The sequence below is a fragment of the Prevotella intermedia ATCC 25611 = DSM 20706 genome (assembly GCF_001953955.1).
Lineage (GTDB): Bacteria > Bacteroidota > Bacteroidia > Bacteroidales > Bacteroidaceae > Prevotella > Prevotella intermedia.
The window spans coordinates 1,071,519-1,095,083 of sequence record NZ_CP019300.1 but is presented as its reverse complement, the minus strand read 5'-3'; the positions used below and the strand labels follow the sequence as shown (position 1 = coordinate 1,095,083).

Sequence of the window (23,565 nt, the reverse complement as noted above, 5' to 3'; positions counted from 1 at the left end):
AACAGAAAGAATAATAACAATTATATTTTTATGACAGAACAAATAAACAAAACACTTAGAGACTCTGCTGCCGCACGTTGGACAGCCCTTTTGCTTTTGTCTCTCGCTATGTTCTGTTCTTACATCTTTGTAGATATCTTGTCGCCAATCAAAGACTTGATGCTCTCACAAAGAGGTTGGGACTCAACAGCATTCGGAACAATGCAAAGTTCAGAAACATTCCTGAACGTATTCGTATTCTTCCTTATCTTCGCAGGTATCATTCTCGACAAGATGGGTGTTCGCTTCACAGCCCTCCTTTCTGGTGCCGTGATGCTTACAGGTGCCTTAATCAAGTATTATGCCATTAGCGAAAGCTTCATCGGCAGCGGACTTGAAACATGGTTTACCGAAAACTTGAACTACGTTCCCTTGTTCGAACAGTTAGGCGTTTCTCCTTTCTACGAAGGTATGCCTGCTTCTGCGAAGCTCGCAGCAATCGGCTTTATGCTTTTCGGTTGTGGTACCGAAATGGCAGGTATCATGGTTTCTCGTGGTATCGTAAAATGGTTCAAGGGTAAGGAAATGGCACTTGCTATGGGTTCAGAAATGGCATTTGCACGTTTAGGTGTTGCTACCTGTATGATTTTCTCGCCTTTCTTTGCTAAGTTTGGCGGTAGCATAGACGTTTCTCGTTCAGTGGCATTTGGTGTTGTTCTTATCTGTATTGCCGTAATGATGTTCGTTGCTTACTTCTTTATGGATAAGAAGCTCGACTCACAAACTGGCGAGGCTGAAGAACAAGAAGATCCATTCAAACTCAGCGACCTCGGTCAAATCCTCAGCAGTATGGGTTTCTGGTTGGTATCTTTGCTCTGCGTGCTCTACTACTCTGCTATCTTCCCATTCCAGAAGTATGCAGTAAACATGTTGCAGTGTAACCTCACCTTCACTCCTGTAGATAAGGATTCGTTCTGGGCTTCAACAGAAGTAACAATTATACAGTACGGCATTATGTTGGTAGTGGCTGTAACAGCGTTTATGTTCAACTTCATGAAGAAGAAGAACGTTAAATTCTCTGTGCTGCTCGTTTCTATCCTTTCGCTCATCGGCTATTGCTATATGGGCTATATGCGTCAGTCTGCAGAGTCTATCTTTGCCGTGTTCCCATTGCTCGCAGTAGGTATCACACCTATCCTTGGCAGCTATGTAGACCACAAGGGTAAGGCTGCTACAATGCTTATCTTGGGTGCTTTGTTGCTCATTAGCTGCCACCTCACATTTGCATTCGTTCTCCCTGCATTCAAGGGCAATGCTATTGGTGGTGTTGTTGTAGCTTACCTCACAATTCTTGTGCTCGGTGCTTCGTTCTCGCTTGTGCCTGCTTCGTTGTGGCCAAGTGTGCCAAAGCTCGTAGACCCAAAGATTATTGGTTCAGCTTACGCACTTATTTTCTGGATTCAGAACATCGGCTTGTGGTTGTTCCCATTGGTTATCGGTAAGGTGCTCGATAACTCGAACGTCGGCATTACCGACCCAACGAAGTACGACTACACCAATCCGCTCCTTATGTTGGCAGGTCTTGGTGTAGCAGCATTGGTAATTGGATTTATCCTCAAGATTGTAGACAAGAAGAAAGGTCTTGGTTTGGAATTACCAAACATTACTGAATAATTTAACATACAAGATAAAAAGAAAAGACCGAACCCTCGCTTGGGGTTCGGTCTTTTTTTGTGCTTACGCAAACAACTCTTTAGAAAACGGCAACCAATTCTTTTTTAGAAGTATATGACCCAAAAACGTGCAGACTGCAAAAATCTTTCTCGGTGAAATTATTTACGTGTAAATAATAATTTACTTACGTGTAGAAAAATATTTACTTACACGTAGAAAAATATTTATTTACGTGTAAGTAATTTATCAGATTTTTACAACAGCGAACTAAGTACGTGAATACCAAAGCTTTATAAATCCATTTCTATACTGCTTCAAATAGCCATTTTATGGGGATTTCTACTTTTCAAAGTTAAAAAATAGAAAAGCCTTGTAATTCTTTAACATATTCATTACCTTTGTATACAATTAATTAATACATATTATTTTATTATGAAAAGAATATTACTTGCTTTATTGGTAACAGTGTTTACGTTGTCTGTTTCTGCACAAACAAAGAAAACAGATGATGGATATTATATCTATACCTTATTTTCATACCCTTCAATTAAAATAAAAAGTCTCAGTCAATACTATGCTCCTATTTTTAGAGTTGTTGCTTATAGCAAGTTCGCTCTCGTTACAGAAAATGGTAAGGCTGTATTGTTTAACAGTGGTGTTGCTGCTAAAAATTACCTTTCCTTGAATGGTTGGGAGTGTTTGAATGAAGGAACATTAGTTAGCCCTTATCGTAAAAAGGTAACGAAGGAGGAGTTAGCTTGTGAAGTTGAAAAATGCAAGATATTTTTAGAAACAGAAGAAGCAATAAAGGCTTATACAGAAACAGTTAATTCTAACCCTACATTGGCAGGTCATAAAATGTTTCACGTTGTTGAGCAAACCGAGCTATAGAACCCAATATGCCTACTATATATTTTAAAAGCAGCCTTACAGCTGCTTTTTGGTTGTATAAAATAGGGGAACATTCTCATTGCGAGAACGTTCCCCTATTATCAGAATGACTCTTAAAAGAGGTTTTAAAGATATTGCAAGATACCGCTAATCTCGTTTACGGTAACAAGATGCTTGTGTTCGTACTCGTCAGCGTGTTCGTGTTGCCACAATATTTTAGACGGTATATGGATAGCATAGCCGCCCAATTCCAAGACTGGTGCTATATCGGAACGGAACGAATTGCCCACCATAACAAGTTCGTTTACAGAACAATCGAAGCGTTTGCAAAGCATTTCATATTCCTTCTGCGTTTTGTCAGACACCACAACGATGGCATCGAAGAAGGTTTCCAAGCCGGAACGCTTCAGTTTGTTCTCTTGGTCTAACAGCTCTCCCTTCGTAAAAACCACCATTTTATAATCTTTTCGTGCGCTACTCAAGGTACTAAGCACAGTCTGAACACCTTCCAAGGGAGTGGCAGGCATATTCAACAAGTCTTTTCCAAAGTCTAAAATCCGTGCTATTTTGTCAGCCGACAGGTTGTCGTTGCTCATCGAAACGGCATTTTCGATAAGCGAAAGCACGAATGCCTTGCATCCATAGCCCAACAAGGGCATATTAGCCGTTTCGGTTTTGAACAGCGCAGCAGAAACTTCCGCAGGCGTTCCGTAATCGCTCAATATATCCTGATATTCCTTTTCTGCAGCATCGAAGTGCGACTGGCAGTCCCACAAGGTATCGTCAGCGTCAAAAGCAAGCAGTTTTATTTTGTCTTTTCCAATCATTCCGCAAAATTAATAAATAAAAAACGAAAAACATTCTACATTTAGCATTTCCTCTAAAGGTTGTTTAAAAAAATATAGTACCTTTGTATCTCTAAAAGAATTAATCTCTCCTAATATATATGACACTTCAACAATTAGAATATGTTATGGCGGTTTACCGATGCAAGCATTTTGCAAAGGCTGCCGACTACTGCAACGTTACCCAACCTACGCTAAGCTCGATGATTCAGAAATTGGAAGAAGAACTAAGTGTGAAGATATTCGACCGTAGCAAGCAGCCCATCAAACCAACTGCCGAAGGAATGCTCATTATAGAGCGGGCTTGGAATATTCTTGTACGGGCAAAGCAACTGAAAGAAGTTGTTGAAGAAGAGCGGCATTCGCTTTCGGGAACTTTCCACGTTGCCGTATTGCCCACTATCGCCCCTTACCTTATTCCGCGCTTCCTTCCACAGCTTATGAACGAGTACCCCGAGTTGGATATCCGTGTTACGGAAATGAAGACAGAAGACATACACAAGGCACTGAAACACGGCGACATAGACGCTGGTATCGTTGCACAGGTAGAGGGACAGGAGGGATTCGACAGCGAACATCTCTACTTTGAGAAGTTCTTTGTCTATGTATCGAAAGGCGATGCCTTGTTCAACAACAAGGCAATTCGCACGGTTGATTTGACGGGCGAGTATCTTTGGCTGCTCGACGAGGGGCATTGCTTTCGCGAACAACTCGTAAAATTCTGCCACTTAAAGTCGGCTGCGAAAAGCAAGAAGGCATACAACCTCGGCAGTATCGAAACCTTTATGCGCATTGTAGAGAGCGGAAAAGGCGTAACATTCATTCCCGAACTTGCGCTTGAGCAGCTTACCGAAGTGCAAAAGGAATTGGTGCGCTCTTTCGCCCACCCTATTCCCACACGCGACATCATATTGCTCACACAAAAGAACTTCCTCCGCACCTCGCTGCGACAACTCATCATAGACAAGATTCGTGCAGCTGTTCCAGCAGATATGCTCCAAATGAACAAAATGCAGCAAGCATTATAAAAATCCTCCAATAGCTGTTATCTGCACATTTAGAATAGCCGAGAACCTTTATATTGTTCAGTGCAGATAGCAATATAAACAATAGGAGGCATACAAGAATTGCACCCGTGTTATTTTGTGTGAAATGTTTGCCACTCTCATTTCTTTTTTATAATTTTGAAGTCGAAAACGTAATAAGACGTCAGAAATCACCCCTACAAGTGTGGAAGGGCAGTCTTGAAAGAAGGATAACATTCGGTTTGCCATCTGAGAAAACAAATCGGTTACCCTTGCGGCAAGCAAAAAGGAAAAAGAGATAAAGAACATTTTTTAATAATACATTTACAAAAGTAAAATTATGAAGATTGAAAAAGTACACGCTCGTGAGATTATCGACTCACGTGGCAATCCTACCGTTGAAGTTGAAGTAACACTCGAAAATGGTGTAATGGGTCGTGCAAGCGTACCATCAGGTGCATCTACAGGTGAGAACGAGGCACTCGAACTTCGCGATGGCGACAAGAAACGTTTTGGCGGTAAGGGTGTTTTGAAGGCAGTAGAGAATGTAAACGATATTATTGCGCCCGAATTGAAAGGTTTCCGCGTAACCGACCAACGCGCAATCGACTATATGATGTTGGCACTCGATGGTACTCCTACCAAGAGTAAGCTTGGCGCTAACGCTATTCTCGGCGTTTCTTTGGCAGTAGCACAGACAGCAGCCAAGGCTTTGGATATGCCTTTGTACCGCTATATCGGTGGTGTCAATGCCTATACATTGCCTGTTCCAATGATGAACATCATCAATGGCGGTGCACACTCTGATGCTCCTATCGCATTCCAGGAGTTTATGATACGCCCTGTCGGTGCTGACAACATTCGTGAAGCATTGCGAATGGGTGCCGAAATCTTCCATACATTGCAGAAGAACCTTAAGAAACGTGGTCTTTCAACAGCCGTTGGCGACGAAGGTGGCTTCGCTCCCAAGTTCGAAGGTATCAAAGATGCACTCGATTCAATTATGCAAGCTATCAAAGATGCAGGCTATGAACCTGGCAAAGACGTCAAGATTGCAATGGACTGCGCCGCTTCTGAGTTCGCAACATTAGAGAATGGCAAGTGGTTCTACGACTACAGCAAGCTCAAGAACGGTATACCAAAAGACCCTAACGGCAAGAAACTCACAGCCGACGAGCAGATTGCATACTTGGAAGAGCTCATTACAGAATACCCTATCGACTCTATTGAGGACGGTCTCGACGAAAACGACTGGGAAAACTGGGTTAAACTTACTGCCAAGATTGGTGATCGCTGCCAGTTAGTAGGCGACGACTTGTTCGTTACCAACGTTAAGTTCCTCGAAAAAGGTATCAAGATGGGTGCAGCAAACTCAATCCTTATCAAGGTTAATCAGATTGGTTCTCTGACTGAAACACTCGAAGCTATAGAGATGGCACACCGTGCTGGCTACACAACAGTTACTTCTCACCGTTCTGGTGAAACAGAAGACACCACCATTGCAGACATTGCTGTGGCAACAAATTCTGGTCAGATTAAGACTGGTTCAATGTCTCGTACAGACCGTATGGCTAAGTATAACCAACTTATCCGTATCGAAGAAGAACTTTGCTGCACAGCAAAATACGGTTACAAGAAGATTAAGTAATATCTTTTTGATAAACAATTATAAAGGGATAGACCAACTGTCTATCCCTTTTTTCGTTATATATAGAAGTTGAAAATTGCAAGATAGTATATCGTTTACAAAAAAAAGAATACTGAAAACATTGTTTCAGTAATATAAAACACTGATAATTAAATAATTAAAGTACTATATAGATATTTTCAATTGCTCGATAGATATTATCTGTTGTGCAATATTGTATATATGTCTACCTTTGCATTGTCAAACAAAACAACAGACAATAGAATTGAAAATTTAAACTAACAATAATAATTATCGATGAGCCGACGGTGCCAAACCGAAAGCCATTGAAAACAAAACAACAGAAAAATGGAAACAATTATCAATGCAACAGCTCCTGAATTTAAGGTTCAGGCATTCCAAAACGGTGAGTTCAAAACAGTATCAAGCGAAGATATCAAAGGCAAGTGGGCTATTTTCTTCTTCTATCCAGCTGACTTCACATTCGTTTGTCCTACTGAACTTGTAGACCTTGCTGACAAATACGAAGAGTTGAAGAGTATGGGTGTTGAGGTATTCTCAGTAAGCTGCGATACTCATTTCGTACACAAGGCATGGGCAGATGCTTCAGACAGCATCAAGAAGATTAAGTACACCATGCTCGCAGACCCACTCGGAGTATTGGCAAAGGGCTTCGGTGTTTACATTGAAGAAGAAGGTATGGCTTACCGTGGTACATTCCTCGTAAACCCAGAAGGCAAGATTAAGTTGGCTGAAATGCAAGACAACTCTATCGGTCGTAACGCTGACGAGCTTGTTCGCAAGGTTAAGGCTGCACAGTTCGTAGCTTCTCACCCAGGCGAAGTTTGCCCTGCAAAGTGGAACGAAGGTGCTGAAACCTTGAAACCAAGCATCGACCTCGTAGGTAAGATTTAAGCAACCGACTGACTGAAAAGGGTTTTACAATACAAAACATTATGGACAGTCTCTCACTCTCCTATCAGCCTTCTTCCCCAAAAAGTAAAAAGGCAGGATAGGACAGTAAGAGACTTTTTATTTAACCTGCCGACAAGACGAAGAAGATTGCATTCTATAACAAACAATACAGACTAATTTAAAAAGCAGAAATATGTTAGATAAGAATATATTAGACCAAGTAAGAGGTGTATTTGCATCGCTTAAATCGCAGATAACCTTTGCTGCAACAAGCAAAAAAGACGACGAGAAAAAAGGCGAATTGCAAGAATTTCTCAACGATATAGCTTCAACATCAGAAAAATTGTCGGTTAGTTTCACTGAAGAAGAAAACGCACAACTCAGTTTTAAACTACTAAAAGACAACAACGAAACGGGTATAACATTCCGTGGGATACCAAACGGACACGAATTTACATCGCTCCTTTTGGCTGTTCTCAACACCGACGGACAGGGCAAGAATTTCCCAGACGAAGCAATACAGCGCAGAATAAAATCGCTGAAAGGCGAAATTGCACTGAAAACATACGTTTCACTTACCTGTACCAACTGTCCTGACGTTGTGCAGGCACTCAACCTCATGTCGCTCATCAATCCCAACATTAAGCACGAAATGATAGATGGCGGTATCTATCAGCAGGAAGTAAGCGACTTAAACATACAAGGAGTACCCGCTGTGTACTGCAACAACGAGTCGTTGCACATCGGACGAGGCGACCTTGGCATACTCTTGCAAGAGTTGGAAGATATGGTGGGCAGCGAAGCACTTGAAAACGAAGAGTCAATAGAACGCGAATACGATGTGATTGTCGTAGGTGGCGGTCCTGCTGGTGCGTCAGCAGCAATTTATTCTGCACGCAAAGGCTTGAAAGTGGGCTTGGTGGCAGAGCGAATTGGCGGACAAGTAAACGACACGACAGGCATTCAGAATCTTATTTCTGTGCCCAATACAAACGGAACACAGCTTGCTGCCGACCTAAAAGCACACCTTTCCGACTACCCTATCGAGCTTTTCGAACACCGAAAAATTGCAAGTGTAAGTTTGAAAGAAAAGACAAAGAGTATCAAAGTGAAAGGTGGCGAGGTGTTCAAGGCTCCTGCCGTAATCATCGCAACAGGTGCTAACTGGCGCAGACTGAATGTCGGCGACGAAGCTAAGTACATCGGACACGGCGTACACTTCTGCCAACACTGCGACGGACCTTTCTATAAAGGCAAGAATGTTGCCGTGATTGGTGGCGGAAACTCTGGTTTGGAAGCTGCCATCGACCTTGCAGGCATTTGCAATAAAGTTACGGTATTTGAGTTTGGCGATACCCTTCGTGCCGATACCGTATTGCAGGAAAAGGCTAAGCAAATAGAAAACATGAGCATTTTTACCAATGCACAGACAACCAACGTGAAGGGCGACGGTACGAAACTGACAGCACTGACCGTTAAAGACCGCCTGACAGAGGAAGAAAAAGACTACGAATTTGACGGCGTTTTCGTGCAAATAGGTCTTGCAGCCAATAGCGATGCTTTCAAAGAAGAATTGGAATTGACACCACGCAACGAAATAAAAGTAGACGAGTTCTGCCGTACTGCCATTTCGGGTGTCTATGCAGCAGGCGATGTTTCTAATGTTCCATACAAACAAATCATTGTTGCTATGGGCGAAGGTGCAAAAGCAGCCTTGTCGGCATTCGACGACCGTTTACGTGGAATAATCTAATAAAGACTTAGAACAAAGTCAAACAAGAATATATAAGAAAGAGGGAACAGCGTACTTTATACGCTATTCCCTCTTCTTTTTATAATGATAACCACTACATATTAGAGATGTTGATTTTCTTTCTACTTCCCAAAGCAAGTGTTGAAAATATCTCTAATCTTGTAAAGATAATTCTCTTAAAAAGTGATAACTGCGCTTTGGCATTGCAAAAGCGGCTATTTTGCGTCGCAAAACAGCCGCTTTTACCGTGTAACTAATCACAGAAAATGAAGCAAAATCGAAGTTGGCGAAAACTAACTGATAATGTGGGAGAAACGGAACGATTTGCATAGAAGTACTCTTTTCAAAAAGGGCAGGAATATGCAGATTTAGGCAGAAGTTCAGTTACCAAAGCATTACCTGATTTTGGGATAGGTAACGATGGAGTAATGTTCGGTAACTGAATTATTTTCGCTCGTGTGGCTGTTGCTTCGGTCGGCAGTCTTCTGCATAAGTGAGGAACGCTTTGAATTTGGTAATTTTGTCACAAAACATCAAAGCGTATGAAGCAAGAGAAAATGAAGGTGTTGCTCTACCTTAAAAAGAGCGGTCTTGCCAAGTCAGGGAAGGCTCCGATTATGGGGCGTATCACACTTGGAAGGAATGTTGCGCAGTTCAGTTGTAAACTCTCCTGCAATCCTGATTTGTGGAATCCCCGTGAAAGTAGAATGGACGGAAAGAGTCATGAGGCGGTGGAGATAAACGGCAGGTTGGAGAATCTGCTTTTGTCAGTTCAGTCGGTTTATCAGTCCCTGCTCTCCAAAGGTTGCCCGTTTGACGCAACCGATGTGAAAGAGCTGTTTCAAGGGAGCGTGCAGACTCGCTGTATGCTTATCGAAAGGCTGGATATGCTCATCAAGGAGAAAGAAAGCCATATCGGTGTGGATATCAAGAAAGAGTCCCTGTCAAGTTATCATTCTACGAGAAGCCGCTTGCAGGAGTTCATTCAGAAGAGATATAGGGTTTCGGATTTGGCTTTTTCACAATTGACAGAGAGTTTTATCTATGAGTTTCGCCAATACTACTTGGTAGTATGCGGTTTCCAAGAAAGTTCTTTCTTCGCAGTGGCATCCCATTTGAAAACAGTCTGCAAGTTGGCATATCGTGAGGGGATAGCCGATACTCTGATGTTTGACAAAGCTCACATAGAAAGGGGAGACAAGAAAGTTCCAAAGGCACTTGACAGGGAGGCTTTGGACAAGTTAAAGACTCTCCGCTTTGAGGACTTAGAGGAGGACATGGCAACTGCAAGGGATATTTTTCTCTTTGCCTGTTATACAGGTGCTGCGTATTGTGATTTGATGGAATTAAGTAAGACACATCTTGTCCGTGATGACGAGGGAAGTTTGTGGCTGAAGTTCAACCGCCAAAAGACAGGCGTACTCTGCCGCATCAAATTGTTGCCCGAAGCTATTAGGCTGATGGAGAAACTCCACAGCGATGAAAGGGAAACGCTGCTTCCATACATGAAGTACAAGAACTACCAGACCTGCCTGAAAGCCCTGCGGCTTCGTGCAGGTATATCGTTTCCCTTTACCACGCATACCGCAAGGCACACTTTTGCAACGCTCATCACGCTTGAACAGGGCGTGCCCATTGAAACGGTGAGCAAGATGCTCGGACATAGCAACGTAAGTATGACCGAGCGCTATGCAAAAGTAACACCACAGAAACTCTTTGAGGAATTTGACCGCTTCCTTTCTTTCACCGAAGATATGCAGTTGGCTATCTGACCATTTGCTTTCATACACTATTGTATTTAGTCAAATAAAACACGGACAATTCAATCAAGATCATTATGAGAAGTACATTCAAGATACTGTTCTATATCAACAGACAGAAAATAAAGTCAGACGGCAATACCCCCATTCTCTGCCGTATCACCATAGACGGAAAGAACACAGCCATTACCACAGGCGAAGGGTGCCAGCCCTCCGAGTGGAACGCCAAGCAAAGCTTGACAACCAATAGGAAGACAAATCAAAGAATCTGCGAGTTCAGTGAATTGATAGAAAAAACCTATCGGGACATATTGACGAGGGACGGAGTAGTAAGCGTGGAACTTATCAAGAACCACCTGCAAGGTATTGCCACCAATCCGACAACGCTCCTTGATATGAGTAAGGCGGAACTACAATCCGTCCAAGAGAGCGTGGGCAAGTCAAGGGCAGAGGGGACTTTTCTGAACCTATCCTATTCTGATAGAAACCTCCGTGATTTTATCGGAAATAAAGGACTAAAGGACATACCCATAGTCACCATTACGGAGAGTTTGGTTGAGGAATACCGTTTCTTCCTGAAAAAGCGTGGGCTGAAAGCATCGACTGTCAATACCAATCTCTGTTGGCTGAGCCGACTTATGTTTCGTGCGGTGAGCAAGAGGATTATCCGCTGCAATCCCTTTGAGAACGCCAAGTATGAGAAGGAGGAAAAGAAGATACGCTTCCTGCAAAAGAGTGATGTAATGAAACTTATGGCAATGAGGATGAATGACAGGAAAGCAGAGTTGGCACGGCTGATGTTTGTCTTTTCCTGCTTCACTGGTATGGCTATCGCTGATATGGAGACTTTGGAATATAGGCATATCCAAACGGCAGCAGACGGACAGAGGTATATCCGCAAGGAGAGACAGAAAACAAAGGTTGAGTTTGTCGTACCGCTGCATCCCGTAGCTGAAGCCATCATCAACTATTGTAGGAATGCGCAGGCAGGAAACGAAGAACAGCAGACTGTAAAAGAAAAAGGCGACAGCCTTGTCTTCCAACCGCATTGCAGCCGTAGCGTGATGGGCAAGAACCTGTGCATTGTGGGTAAGGCTTGCGGTATCAGACAGAGATTGTCGTACCATGTTGCACGGCACACTTTCGGTACGATGAGCCTGAGCGCAGGAATACCCATTGAGAGCATAGCCAAGATGATGGGACACGCCTCCATATCCAGCGCGCAGATTTACGCACAGGTAACGGACAAGAAAATATCTGAGGATATGGACAGACTCATTGTCAAGCAATCGGCAAAGAGAAAGAGGACTGCGGAGAGAGGCTTATGAACCTTTGGATATATCCATCTGTAAAATGGAGGAAACGGCATGAAAACGAACTATAAACCAAGAACTATGACCAGCACGGACAATCAGCGCAGTTTCTTTGATTGGGGCTGCAATATGCAGGTCATTCGCAAGGGAAACGGAGAGATAGCCATGACGGCGAGCGAACTCGTGAGGTTCTTCGGTGTAACGTGGAGAAAACTCAACCACAGATTGCAAATGATAATGAAATCCTCCAATCTGTCTCCCAGAGAGATGGGTGCAGGTGAAGAGGAAGTCATCATCAACGGACAACTCAAAGGCTATGCACCAATCTATCCTCTTTCAATTATCATCAGCCTCTCCTTTCTGCTAGACAGTACCGAAGAACAGTTGTTCAGGAAGTACGTCTATAATAAGTTAAATCTATCTGTATCCGTCATAACTCCAATTCTCTTATTGGGAAATGTGAATAATTGATTATTTGATATCTTTTCTCTTTCATTGATATTATCTTACTACATAACTACAGTAAGGATAAAACGGTGAAAGGGAAAAGATTTGCATGTAGTAAAGTGCTCGAAATAATTATACTACGCAGTAACTACATTTGTCTTTCTTCTTTTATTGCTTCATCGTTATTTGCTGGACATTCCTTTGAAGAATAATCTCAGGCTCATAGGCAAAGAAGCAGTGACAGATATCTCGCTCATTATAATTTATACTTACACTCCTTTATAGGTATCTGTGATATAAACTCATTCCCATTTGCCGCAAGCTATAGCATCTTTTGTCCCAGATGGTTCGTATGATACTCTTCGAATTCCCCCATAACCCGCTTGAATCTATAGATGAAACGGGGAAAACTCTTAAGTTATTCTTAGAGAAGTTCTATAAATTAGGTTACTATCAACCAGTCACTTAATTTATATAACATCCTCCGCTTGACAAACTTATAGTCGTCTCAACTCTTCATCCACATTGCCGTGTTGATGATGCTTGTAGTCCTTTTGATGTAATTGATAACGCAGGGTCAAGGAGATTGCGCGGAAGTCGTAGGTATTCAGAAGGTTCATAATCATGCGGTCGCTATGAATTTTGTTGCCATCCTTTTGCGTATTGAATATGTCGCCGACCTTGAGCTGCACGCTGAAGCGGTCATGACAAAAACGCTTGGTAGCATTGAAATTGACAGACCATACATGATGGGTGAGGTGAACATTGCGATAATCGCCCGTACTCTGATAGTTGGCTGTAAGGAACATCGTAAATGTCGGGCTCACCTTCAGGCTGTTGGAAAACTTAACCACCCAAATGGGATCATGCAAACTGACAGTTCCCAACTGAGTGTCAAGGTGAAGGTACTGCTTATTCATTGCGAGTGTCAGTTGCGGACTCCAGGTGCCAAATGTCCGAGAAAATACCATTGCAAGACGTATCTGCCTGACAGACGGAAGATTCTTATAAGACATGACCGATACCGCTGGCTGTGATTCGAGTTGCGTGGCCCAATTGATAATTGCATTGCGAGTGTCTGAATAGGTTGCTTGGAACTGAATGAAACGCCATAAGCCTTGCAATGTCAGTTCGTGTATGTATTCTGGACGGAGTAATGGATTACCTGTCTGATAGGTATAGAGGCTTCCGTAGAGAATGTTGCTGCTCAACTGTCGGTAAGTTGGACGATTGATGCCAGTAGAATACTTCAACTGTGCCTGCAATGCGCCAAAACGGATGCCCCAAGATAATTTGGGGAAAAGCCTTGTCATTGACAGGCTTTGTTCAGGCACATACTCGCCATTTGCGTAATATCTGAACTTCGTGCTCTCCATGCGTACTCCCAATCCGAATAGACCTGTCTTGGTAAGAACAGAATAATCCACGAATGGTGCGTATAGAGTCTCCTTCAGAAGGCTGATGGAGGTAGGGATATACTCGCCCGAGTTCGTGTAATCGTCATTTCGTTTGGTGTCTCGATATTCCATGCCGATGGTTGCGTCACCGCCAAAAAGCTTATGGCCGATGGAAGTGCGCAGCGAGAGCATACGATTTCTAACATTACTAAGTGCGTCAACCATACGGTTCGCATTTGCTTCGCTGGTTTCCGTGTAGACGTTATCCTTCACAACTGAGTTTGTGAGATAATCAACATCAGCATTCAGTATATAACCGCTTAGTTTGCCTGAATAATAGATGTTGAAAAGGTGCTGCGGACGTTTATGGTCCCGTTCCTCCCCCGTTGTCATCAGGAAATCATAATGCGATCCATTGGCCATGATGTCGTTTGTTGACTCAAGGAACATGCTGTTGCGAAAGCCGTAAGTCAGAGAATAGCGGCCTCCGATAAAATTACCTTCAGAGAACTGATAGTCTATGCCGAAAATATTGCTGAGTTTACGTTGTTTGCGATACTCACTCTCAGCACTGACCTCATGCCAAAGCGAGTCGGCATACACAGTCTGAGTAAGGTTTTTCCACGTCAAGTCGTTGTCGGTCTGATACTTGATGTTGTCGTAGATTGTCCAACGCTTTGTGCTGTAGCGCATGTCCAACTGCCCTATCCAGCTGCTATGTCGATTTTGATACCATGTGCTACGAGCATCCACGGTTAAACCCTCCAAGTCATTTGACGTGGTTGTAATCTTGATAATAGAACTGATGGACGAATCATACTGTGCCCCAGGCGAAGTGATGACCTCCACATTTTTCACATCCTTTGCCGCGATGCTATTCAATTCGGATATATCGTACATTCTCCGTCCGTTTAGATAGAATACGGCTGTGCCTTTGCCCACAACCTCAAAGCCGCCCAGACCTTTCTTGACCATGGGCATCTGTTCAAGAACATCAGTCAGCGAGCCTGACAGTGCAAGCGGTGTGCCCTTCACGGAATAGGTAAATCCCTCGCGAGTTACTCTCGAGACAGGGCGGTAAGCCTTTACGACAACCTCTTTCAGTACCTGTGTAGAATCAAACTTGTTCGTTTTTTCTGCGCTTGTACTGTCTTTCGTAACATTCTGAGCCATGCAGTATAATGTTACCTGCATGACAAGCAAGCTGATTAAATACTTCTTCATTTTATTTGACTGATTATTTGCATTAATAAATTATTTACCAGAAGTGTTGTTTTGTTTTGTACATCAAGTGCTGGATTAGCTTCCACTATATCCATGCCTAAGATACGTTTATGTTTTAATATCTGTGCCAGAAATCGAAAAGTGTTGTTATAATCTCCTCCATTCGGCAATACCGTTGCCGTTCCTGGAACAAGTGAAGGATCGAAAAAATCTACGTCGAAAGTAATATACACAGGCGTCTCTATCTCTTTTAAAATGTCTGTGTTTTTTGAAGAGTTTATGTCTTGAACGCTAATTCTTGTAATTTTTTTGTTGTCGTAAAGGAATGGCTCGCGGATGCCAATCTGATAAATATGTTCAACATTCTCAAAACCAATAATGTGCTTGATAACATTGGCATGGTTTACAAGTTTATAGCCTGATAGTTCATGCAATTTCATCACTACACCATTCTTCATATCGGCATGAGCGTCAAAATGAAGTATGACAAATGGTGTGTTTATTTCGTTAAGAGTTGCGACTATTGGATAAGTTATAGAATGGTCACCACCTATACATATGGGGATTAATCCATTATGAACTATGTCCTTGGAAATATTTTTCAAACGGGTGTAAAACATCTCAGGTGTTTCTCCGCAGTAGAAAATAACATCGCCGATATCAGCAATGGATTTACTTCGGAGTGTTTCCTTAAAATTAGGGAAATCAAACCAAGGACCAACTACGATAGGATTTAATCTATCAAGATTATCTACCTGATTTCTAAAAGAATAATAGCCATGGACGAAATCGCGAAGATGTAACGGAAAATTCTTGCATCTAATATCCTCGGCATTACCCAAGCCAAACGGCGCTCCCAATATGACAATCTGCGTACTTGAACTTACAGAATGAGCACATCCCCATAACGTTGGACGAACAGGAATCGTATCAGTAAAAATATCATCTTCATCAGAAACTAGAATTCTCTTTCTTAAAAGAGTAGAAATTGTTGCATCTATAGAGGCGGAGGGTATAAACTGTTTAAGATATGTAACAATATCTTTTTCCGCTTTTGCAGTTTTGCAAAAATCCAATAATGTCCTTATATGGGATTCGACTGACAAACTACGTCCTGTCAAGATGTTCGAAACAACGACCCTTGAATCTTTTTGAACTATCTGCCAAGCTCTTGATGTGGTAAGCGTCATATTCTTATTATTAATTTCTTGGTGAGAATGTCATTGACAAGCGTTTCGTTGGGAATATACTTTATCAATTCAGAATATGAGCTAATAGATGATTGTTCTAAGTCACTTAACAATCTGAACAATCTTTTACCAACTTTTACCAAATTGTTTGTCTTTCTATCATAATAATAACATATGCTAGACTTTATGAGTGGAAGATATCGGTCTGTGTTGAGCATATAGCGGCTTTGCTCAGATTCCCTTTCGGCAGATTGTTCAATAAATTCATCAACATAGAGCCATGCTTCCCATTGCCAATAATAATTCCATATAACATGAAGAAAAGACTGCCACAAACTGGCAGTAAGGGAATGACAAGGAATCTTTTCAATGGGAGGCATAAGAACGATTTTTAGTTGATAGTTTATATCCTCGATGTAGGTATAAATAGGGACAACTTTCCGATTTAGAATTCTGACTATGTATTCGATACCTTTACGGACGTGAATTGTTGTGTTGAAGAAATGGATTCTTTCTAATTTAGAGTCACTTCTTGTCATTCCTCCAATGCCAGAATTACCATCAATGTAGCATAGCAGGCTATATCCTGCTTGAGCATATCGTATCATCTGTCGAAGTCCCGTGTTGGACTCTATATTTACAAAAACCAGCTGAGAGGGTTTTATGCCTCTCTTCCCTAAATTTGCATTATAATGCTCTATCTCGTGCATATAGACTCGTTCAGTCACTGGTACACAAATCTTTCCTTCCTTATTGATAAGGTAGTAAGCGATTTCTTCATAACATCCAAGGTGTAGAGTAATATAAATACGGGGAGACATTGATGGTTGATACTCCGTTACATGAAAAGTATTATCCATCATTAGATTTTGTTCGCACGTATGATTTAAAGCAAGTACACCACATAATTTATTGTATTCATCCATGCCTACTTTCAGGCCAAATATCTTTTCTACGTTGCGCTGAAAACGCAAATATTTTTCCCGTTGCTCATGTTCCATGCCTATTTCTATATCAGCATATTGGAAGATGATTTTCTTAATATCTGTTCTTATTTCCATATTGAAATATTTTATAGTAACTCGTAAGAATCCAATATATACCAATGATAGATATGATTATGTTTACTACGTTTAGCATTATATTTTGAGTCATCATACCAATCATGGCTATTAGAGTGCTAAATAAATTTAGTACTAAACGTATAAATACATATATCCTAAACATATTATTGGCAAAACCAAACACTATAAGTTTAAATCTTTCTTTTTTGTTGTCATATTCTTGTCGGGAATAAGGATGGAGAAGAGCATCATCAGATTTTTTCAACAGATTCGGAATATCCCAAAAATCCGATAATATCCAATAGCCGTCATTTCTAAAGAATGGTGTCATAGAGATCATAACAACCAATATATTTGAGATAACCAAACCGTCCATGACTCTTATCAATGCACACAGTGGAAAAAAGTAGATTAAGCCTATGATAAAAACGTTAACCAGAAGTTGAAAATATACACCTCCGAAACTTACAAGAATGCGCTCTTTTTTTTCATATTCCAAACAGATGTTACATCTGTATAAAATACAGGAAAGATTATATAAAATCCAAAACCTATTTCTTTAGCTCTTTTCCCCATTGATGCTGTAGCTGTTGCATGGCCAATTTCATGTATAATAAGTGATAATATATAACCGATAAACACCATAATGCCCATTTCTATAGTATAGTATGAGGGGCTTCCAAAGTGCTCGTAATTAAAATAAAGATAGGTGGCATTTGTTGTTATGCATGCAAAAAGCAATAATATGAACACATACTTTGAGTACAAAAATAATAATGAACAAGCAATTTTATTTACCAACTTTTCCTTTATTACAGCACGCTTGTATCGTATATAACTTTCGTGTTTAACCCTTTGAGTTCTTTTTATAAAAGAACAGAATTTCTCAAACAACACATCATAATCTGTATCTATTTCAACAGAAACCTGATAAATAGCATCTTCCACGGAAAGCCCAGACTTTATACAGCATAGAACTCTATAAAAAGTAGCATTAATTTTGTAAGCTTTGCTTGCAATCGTGGCAATGTAAGTATTTCCATAAGCAGATAAATGTATGTTATTTATATCCATATTCTTTAAATATTTAAAGGGTTGTGTCGAAATTTAAGACTCCAACACAACCCTTAGTGAACATCTTGTTAAATAAACTAATGCGTGTTAAATCGAGTAAAGGATTTTTATTTCAGCCAAAACATAATTTTTATCACGCAGGATTCATTATAACATTTTGTGTGTTGGAATTAAACTACTTTTTCGTGTTCGACTGTTCCACCACAACGAGCAACGTCCCCTGCGGCTACTTGAGCCATTTCCAAACGATCTTCGAGTTCTTCGAAACCGAACTCCTTTTCTGCATCAAAATTCTTTTTCATATTTTTATTATTTATTGCCATCTTATAGCTTCCGGCATTGCTCCTTTTAACAGTTAGGTCTGTTTTATAATCTTGTCGACTTGATTATTTCTGTTGCAAATATATTTATATCTCCAAATTATATCGTTACACTTTTGTGTAATTCTGAATTTGTTGTCTGAAATATTACACAAAAGTGTAATCATGCAGCCTTGCAAAGTTCACCATATCTGGAAAAGAAGCCCATAATACCTCTCTTACTGGAACATACAGGAACGGTTTCGGATGTCAGGTAGTCGATGGATTTTCCGATTTGACGTGTACCAAATCCCAACACCTTCATTACTTTCAATAGTTTGCTGTCAATCTCTGCAATCATATAGCTGTACTTGTCCTCAACTATCGGCTTTACTGCCAAAGCCATTAACCGCTTGAACAATGTCAATGTTGATATTCCCGAATCCTTTGCAACGGCAAAGCGTCCGATATGCCAAAAACTATATTTACTTTCCTGGTGAATAGCATTCAGTGGGTTTATCCCATATATTTTTTCGATAGGAAGAGTCTTGTGTTTATCCCAATGAAAACTCCTGATGCAGCCAATTATATTCCCAAAGGCATCCCTTGCAATATAGATATGAGATTTGTTATCATACAGATATTCCTCTTCTTCAAGCACTGATTTGATGTCTTCATTTACTTCTTTCTCTGTAAATGAAGATAAGTGATGGGAGTAATTTTCCCTGACCACAAACTGTGCTATTTCCATCAGACTCGTTTTGTCTGCCATGAAGATAGCATAGTCCTTAAATGTTGCAATCTGTTTTTCCATAATGCTTTTTGTTTCTTGATTTATACGGCAAAAATACTTCCTATGCAAATATCATCTATTACACTTTTGTGTAATTTGGCATTTCTCTCTTTGTTTTTTACACTTTTGTGTAATCTTTTTGCGGTATTTCACATAAAAAATGTACTTTTGTAGTGAAATATATCAGAGAACCTTAGCACGTTTAGCATATATGACAGACATAAAAGATTTCTTTATAGCATCAAATACCGTGCGTAATGCACCTGGCTATGATTCTAATGTACTCTCTACGTTGGTGCAAACCGTAGAGGCTTTTGCTCGTGTTACCTATCAAAGTGTTTACTTGATAGACTATTACAGGCAGGAATTTCTTTATGTGTCGGACAACCCTTTGTTTCTTTGTGGGCATACGGCAAAGGAAGTAAAGGAATTAGGGTACAGCTTTTACTTAGAGCATGTCCCAGAGGACGAACAAAAAATGCTCGTTGAGCTAAACAGCAGTGGGTTTAAGTTCTTTGATACTTTCGATAACGTCGATAAATACCAATGTTCTATGTCCTATCACTTTCATCTGAAGAGTGGAACAAAAAGCAATCTGATAAACCATCAGCTTACTCCCATTTTATTGACAGATGAGGGCAAGATATGGATAGGTATGTGTGTCGTATCACTATCTTCACATAAAACAGTGGGGCATGTAGAGTTCCACAAGAATGGGCTCAGAAACTATTGGAAATACTCTTTCGAGGGGCATCGATGGAAAGAGTGTGAAGGAATGTCTTTAAAAGAAGAACTTGAGGTGCTACGGTTGTCGGCAGCAGGGCTTACCATGACGGAAATTGCGGACAGAATGTGCCGCTCGTTAGATTCTATCAAAACCTATAAACGCCACGCCTTTGACAAATTAGGCGTGGCGAATATCACCGAAGCTATTTCAAGAGCTACCTTAAACTAATTGTTCTAAAACGATATTTTACTTTACTGCAAAAGTGAAGAGAAATAGAATTTTGGAAAATAGTTCACAGGTTTTCCTGTAGCAAGATTGTACATTGCCGTTGTACACAAGCCTGCGGTAATCCACGAGGCTATGGATAATTGTGGAGGTGGTAGCATTTCGCTTTCCTTTTTATATTGGGTTACAATTTTGTCTAACCACTCTTTAGGCTGATTCCAAAAAGCCCAGTGTCCGGTAACATACTCAGCCACCTTTAATTCAAATCCCTTTGGCTCTTCAGTCAGTTCAGATAAGGAATGCCCCAATGGGTCTACAACCGTAACAAAGCCAGCCCAACCAAAGTTGTATGGGTGCAGTACGGGAATTTTTCTTTCTTTGCAAATCCTATCAAAGATAAAAGGCGTATCGTCCTTAAAGTCCAATGCATTGATGGCAACATTATGCCCATTCAACATCTCTTCGATGTTATCAGGGTTAAGGAACTCTGTATGGTAATCTATCTGCGCATCAGGATTGATACTTTGCAAACGCTCTGCCAAACATTCTGCCTTGTATCTGCCAATATCATTCTCTGTATAGTTCTGCCTGTTCAGGTTGCTTTCCTCAACCTTATCACCATCAACAATGGTGATATGCTCGAAGCCAAACCTCAAGGCACACTCTGCCACGATGCTGCCTATACCTGCACCACCAAGGAATATCTTATAATCCTTTATCACACTTTGCTCTTTCACGCTCACATAGAGCCTGTTTCTACTATATCTTTCTTCCATAACGAAATAATTATTTTAGGCAAAAGTAGATGTAATAAAGCATATATACTCTACACAAAAGTGTAATAATTAATCACATTGTTGATTATTTTAGATTTTATAACATATTCAGAAGATAACATGTTTGCTACTCCTTATAGCTATCCTCCAACAACCTTTCCAAATCCGACTCCTTATATAGTATCTTCCCTGCGAACTGCGTATAGGGAATAATCCTCCTGTCCCGATAGTCCTGCAAGGTGCGTGGGCTGATATACAGCCGATCGCATACTTCCTTACCTGTGAGGAAGTGCTCACCGCCAAACAGCGGCTTGTGTGTCTGTGCCACTTCCTTAATTCTCTTGCTTACTCCGCTGATAGCGGACAGCACCACCTGCATATCGTCAGCCTCCATGTTCAAGTCTCTTACCTGTTCCATACTCTTCCTATTTATTTGTTGATTTTAGTTTTATCCGTTTTTTGATTTCTCTGATTTGGTTTGGAGCAACCTCTCTACGTCCTCACGCTTGTAATAGCACTTATGCCCGATTTGAGCAAAGGGCAACACACCCGTATCACGGTAGTGCTGCAAGGTACGCTTACTGATGTTGAGCAGCCTGCACACATCACCGTTGTGCAGCCAATCGGTGTGCTTGCTCTGTTCCCCGAATGCCTTGTGGCAGGTCTCGGCAAGGCTGAGTATCTCATTCCTGAGCCTTGCCCAGTTTGAATCCGTAATGATAAAATATCCCATAATTCTATTGTTGTTTGTTTGTAATTCCTTTTCTTGTTTTGCGCTTCACCGCACGTTTCTACCTGCAAAAGTAGGGAGTGTTTGCCATACTTCAAAGCACGAGGGAACAGCAGGGAAATTCAGGGAAAAATAAGGAAAGGCGGTTTTAATTTTAGCCTTTTTTCTTTGCCTCCTCACTCCATTTTATCATATCCGTTTTAGCCGATGCAATACGATGCGGATTGTAGCAAATAAGCACCTGCCTTTCTTGTATCCTTTACGCACTTGTCCTCTTGTTTGGGGCTTAAATCCATGCTTCCCGACAGTTTCCTGTCAAAAATTCGTGAGAAATTCATTGCCAATGTGCGCAACATTATGCAAGCACTCTCCGAATGCTTGGAACTTTCACATTCTCTTGATAACTTCACTCTTGGAAACCAAACCAAGCATATAATGAAAAAGAATGCAGATAAAGGCAAATCGGAGGGCGGAAACAATATTCCCAAGCAAAGGAAGACTTCCTCCAAAAACGGTGAGATAGAAACCTATCTCTCCTCTTACTACCAGTTCAGATACAATACGGTGTTGGGAAGAACCGAATATCGAAGTAAGAACGATGCTCATTTCTCAAAAGTGGGTCGCTATGAAATCAACACGCTCCGAAGGGAGATAGACTACGACATCGGGATTATCACATCTTCCGATAATCTCTATTCCATCATCGAGAGTAGTTTCTCTCCACGCATCAACCCCATACAGGAGTATTTCAAAAAGTTGTCTGCAACGGATATAGGCAGCAGTAACCCTGATTGTGGAAATAAAGTTTCCCTTTCACTGAAAGCCATTCCCGACTTGGCAAGTTGCGTTGTCGTGCGCAACTCCGACAAATGGCTACCGTACCTCACCAAATGGCTCGTGGCAGTGGTTGCCAACGCAATGGACGACCGTGAGTGCCGTAACCATACCTGCCTCGTGCTCACAGGCGAACAGGGCAAGTTCAAGACCTCGTTCCTTGATCTGCTTTGTCCGCCTGCACTTCATGGTTACAGTTACACGGGAAAGATATATCCGCAAGAGAAGGACACGCTCACCTATATCGGACAGAATCTTATCGTAAATATTGACGACCAACTCAAAGCCCTCAACAAGCGTGACGAAAACGAACTGAAGAACCTCATTACCTGCCCGATGGTCAAGTATCGTATGTCCTATGACAAATATGTGGAGGAACATCCCCACTTGGCGAGCTTCGTTGCATCGGTGAACGGCAACGACTTTCTGACAGACCCCACGGGCAGTAGACGGTTCCTACCCTTTGAAGTGTTGTCCATAGACATCAACAAGGCAAAGGCTATCTCTATGGATACCGTCTATGCGGAAGCCAAAGCCTTGTTAAAATCAGGTTTCCGCTATTGGTTTGACGAGGACGAGATAGCGGAACTATACAGGGAGAGCGAGGATTTTCAAGTGCAGACCGCAGAGATGGAACTGCTGCTGTGCTGTTTTGAGAAACCAACTGATGATAATCCCCATTGCTCCTACATGACCACCACAGAGATAATTACCTATTTAGGCTACTATACGCATCATCCCTTATCCTTGAAGCACATGGGCGAAGCCTTGAAAAGAGCAGGCTTTGAGAAAGTGAGCAAGAGGCGTGAGGGCGGCAGTCCCATCTATGTATATAAGGTAAGGAAGATTCTTCCTTGTCCCTTGCCAAGTTATTGCAGCAACCAAATGTAGTAGCCGTATGTCGTAAGTTCGTAGTATGACTTGGTACTACAAAAATACATTGTAAATCAATTACTTAACTTAAAATAGTATGTAGTAAGAA

General features: G+C 41.3%; 21 protein-coding genes and 1 pseudogene. 11 read left to right on the top strand and 11 right to left on the bottom strand.

The window, feature by feature from the left end:
• The first annotated feature begins 30 nt into the window (after nt 1-30).
• A complete protein-coding gene (locus tag BWX39_RS04545; RefSeq protein ID WP_014710272.1) occupies nt 31-1,653 on the top strand; it encodes an MFS transporter in 1,623 nt (540 codons plus the stop codon).
• Nucleotides 1,654-2,085: 432 nt separating this feature from the next.
• Nucleotides 2,086-2,544 (top strand): hypothetical protein, encoded by a 459-nt coding sequence (locus tag BWX39_RS04540; protein WP_028904735.1) that lies wholly within the window; start codon nt 2,086-2,088, stop codon nt 2,542-2,544.
• Between the two features lie 125 nt (nt 2,545-2,669).
• On the opposite strand, the gene BWX39_RS04535 is transcribed toward BWX39_RS04540, so the two are convergent.
• Nucleotides 2,670-3,371, bottom strand: a complete 702-nt coding sequence (locus BWX39_RS04535; protein ID WP_028904736.1) for an HAD family hydrolase — start codon at nt 3,369-3,371, stop codon at nt 2,670-2,672.
• A gap of 119 nt (nt 3,372-3,490) precedes the next feature.
• Here BWX39_RS04535 and BWX39_RS04530 point away from each other — a divergent pair, with 119 nt between their 5' ends.
• The 4 genes from BWX39_RS04530 to ahpF all read left to right on the top strand — a co-directional run bounded on the left by BWX39_RS04530 (nt 3,491) and on the right by ahpF (nt 8,730).
• On the top strand, nt 3,491-4,417 hold the full coding sequence (locus tag BWX39_RS04530; protein WP_028904737.1) for a hydrogen peroxide-inducible genes activator: 927 nt from the start codon (nt 3,491-3,493) through the stop codon (nt 4,415-4,417).
• A 337-nt stretch (nt 4,418-4,754) separates the two neighbouring features.
• The gene (eno, locus tag BWX39_RS04525; RefSeq protein ID WP_028904738.1) at nt 4,755-6,062 is read left to right on the top strand and encodes a phosphopyruvate hydratase; all 1,308 of its coding nucleotides are present in this window, start codon (nt 4,755-4,757) and stop codon (nt 6,060-6,062) included.
• Between the two features lie 348 nt (nt 6,063-6,410).
• Nucleotides 6,411-6,977, top strand: a complete 567-nt coding sequence (gene ahpC, locus BWX39_RS04520) for an alkyl hydroperoxide reductase subunit C (RefSeq protein ID WP_028904739.1) — start codon at nt 6,411-6,413, stop codon at nt 6,975-6,977.
• A 193-nt stretch (nt 6,978-7,170) separates the two neighbouring features.
• Nucleotides 7,171-8,730: an alkyl hydroperoxide reductase subunit F gene (ahpF, locus tag BWX39_RS04515; protein ID WP_028904740.1), complete on the top strand. Its 1,560-nt coding sequence runs from the start codon at nt 7,171-7,173 to the stop codon at nt 8,728-8,730.
• 395 nt (nt 8,731-9,125) lie between these two features.
• Here ahpF and BWX39_RS12710 read toward each other — a convergent pair whose 3' ends face one another.
• Nucleotides 9,126-9,257 carry a hypothetical protein gene (locus BWX39_RS12710; RefSeq protein WP_014710436.1) on the bottom strand — a complete coding sequence of 44 codons (132 nt, stop codon included), beginning with the start codon at nt 9,255-9,257 and terminating at the stop codon, nt 9,126-9,128.
• A gap of 15 nt (nt 9,258-9,272) precedes the next feature.
• Here BWX39_RS12710 and BWX39_RS04510 point away from each other — a divergent pair, with 15 nt between their 5' ends.
• The 3 genes from BWX39_RS04510 (at nt 9,273) to BWX39_RS04500 (ending at nt 12,274) form a co-directional block, all read left to right on the top strand.
• Nucleotides 9,273-10,502 (top strand): site-specific integrase, encoded by a 1,230-nt coding sequence (locus BWX39_RS04510; RefSeq protein WP_028904741.1) that lies wholly within the window; start codon nt 9,273-9,275, stop codon nt 10,500-10,502.
• Nucleotides 10,503-10,567: 65 nt separating this feature from the next.
• Complete coding sequence (locus BWX39_RS04505) at nt 10,568-11,818, top strand: site-specific integrase (RefSeq protein WP_036860212.1); 1,251 nt, start codon at nt 10,568-10,570, stop codon at nt 11,816-11,818.
• A 39-nt stretch (nt 11,819-11,857) separates the two neighbouring features.
• Nucleotides 11,858-12,274 carry a hypothetical protein gene (locus BWX39_RS04500; RefSeq protein WP_028904742.1) on the top strand — a complete coding sequence of 139 codons (417 nt, stop codon included), beginning with the start codon at nt 11,858-11,860 and terminating at the stop codon, nt 12,272-12,274.
• 473 nt (nt 12,275-12,747) lie between these two features.
• Here BWX39_RS04500 and BWX39_RS04495 read toward each other — a convergent pair whose 3' ends face one another.
• From BWX39_RS04495 to BWX39_RS04470, 6 genes are all read right to left on the bottom strand, one after another.
• Nucleotides 12,748-14,871, bottom strand: coding sequence for an outer membrane beta-barrel family protein (locus BWX39_RS04495; RefSeq protein ID WP_244271450.1), 2,124 nt, complete (start codon nt 14,869-14,871; stop codon nt 12,748-12,750).
• A complete protein-coding gene (locus tag BWX39_RS04490; protein ID WP_014710432.1) occupies nt 14,868-16,061 on the bottom strand; it encodes an arginase family protein in 1,194 nt (397 codons plus the stop codon). The genes BWX39_RS04495 and BWX39_RS04490 overlap by 4 nt, the downstream gene beginning before the upstream one ends.
• Nucleotides 16,058-17,122 carry a lysophospholipid acyltransferase family protein gene (locus tag BWX39_RS04485; protein ID WP_028904744.1) on the bottom strand — a complete coding sequence of 355 codons (1,065 nt, stop codon included), beginning with the start codon at nt 17,120-17,122 and terminating at the stop codon, nt 16,058-16,060. Before BWX39_RS04485 ends, BWX39_RS04490 begins: the two co-directional genes overlap by 4 nt.
• A gap of 468 nt (nt 17,123-17,590) precedes the next feature.
• Nucleotides 17,591-18,199 (bottom strand): hypothetical protein, encoded by a 609-nt coding sequence (locus BWX39_RS04475; protein ID WP_028904746.1) that lies wholly within the window; start codon nt 18,197-18,199, stop codon nt 17,591-17,593.
• A 170-nt stretch (nt 18,200-18,369) separates the two neighbouring features.
• Complete coding sequence (locus BWX39_RS12705; RefSeq protein WP_256595180.1) at nt 18,370-18,501, bottom strand: hypothetical protein; 132 nt, start codon at nt 18,499-18,501, stop codon at nt 18,370-18,372.
• 181 nt (nt 18,502-18,682) lie between these two features.
• Entirely contained in the window at nt 18,683-19,312 is a 630-nt protein-coding gene (locus BWX39_RS04470; RefSeq protein ID WP_014710428.1) for a hypothetical protein, read from the bottom strand.
• Nucleotides 19,313-19,502: 190 nt separating this feature from the next.
• Here BWX39_RS04470 and BWX39_RS04465 point away from each other — a divergent pair, with 190 nt between their 5' ends.
• Nucleotides 19,503-20,246, top strand: a complete 744-nt coding sequence (locus BWX39_RS04465; protein WP_028904747.1) for a response regulator transcription factor — start codon at nt 19,503-19,505, stop codon at nt 20,244-20,246.
• Between the two features lie 23 nt (nt 20,247-20,269).
• Here BWX39_RS04465 and BWX39_RS04460 read toward each other — a convergent pair whose 3' ends face one another.
• The 3 genes and pseudogenes from BWX39_RS04460 to BWX39_RS04450 form a co-directional block, all read right to left on the bottom strand.
• The gene (locus BWX39_RS04460) at nt 20,270-21,019 is read right to left on the bottom strand and encodes a ThiF family adenylyltransferase (protein WP_028904748.1); all 750 of its coding nucleotides are present in this window, start codon (nt 21,017-21,019) and stop codon (nt 20,270-20,272) included.
• Nucleotides 21,020-21,146: 127 nt separating this feature from the next.
• The gene (locus BWX39_RS04455) at nt 21,147-21,437 is read right to left on the bottom strand and encodes a helix-turn-helix domain-containing protein (RefSeq protein WP_014710425.1); all 291 of its coding nucleotides are present in this window, start codon (nt 21,435-21,437) and stop codon (nt 21,147-21,149) included.
• An 11-nt stretch (nt 21,438-21,448) separates the two neighbouring features.
• Nucleotides 21,449-21,752: pseudogene (locus tag BWX39_RS04450) on the bottom strand (helix-turn-helix domain-containing protein).
• Nucleotides 21,753-22,106: 354 nt separating this feature from the next.
• Here BWX39_RS04450 and BWX39_RS04445 point away from each other — a divergent pair.
• Nucleotides 22,107-23,474 (top strand): virulence-associated E family protein, encoded by a 1,368-nt coding sequence (locus BWX39_RS04445; RefSeq protein WP_028904750.1) that lies wholly within the window; start codon nt 22,107-22,109, stop codon nt 23,472-23,474.
• Nucleotides 23,475-23,565 lie beyond the last annotated feature (91 nt).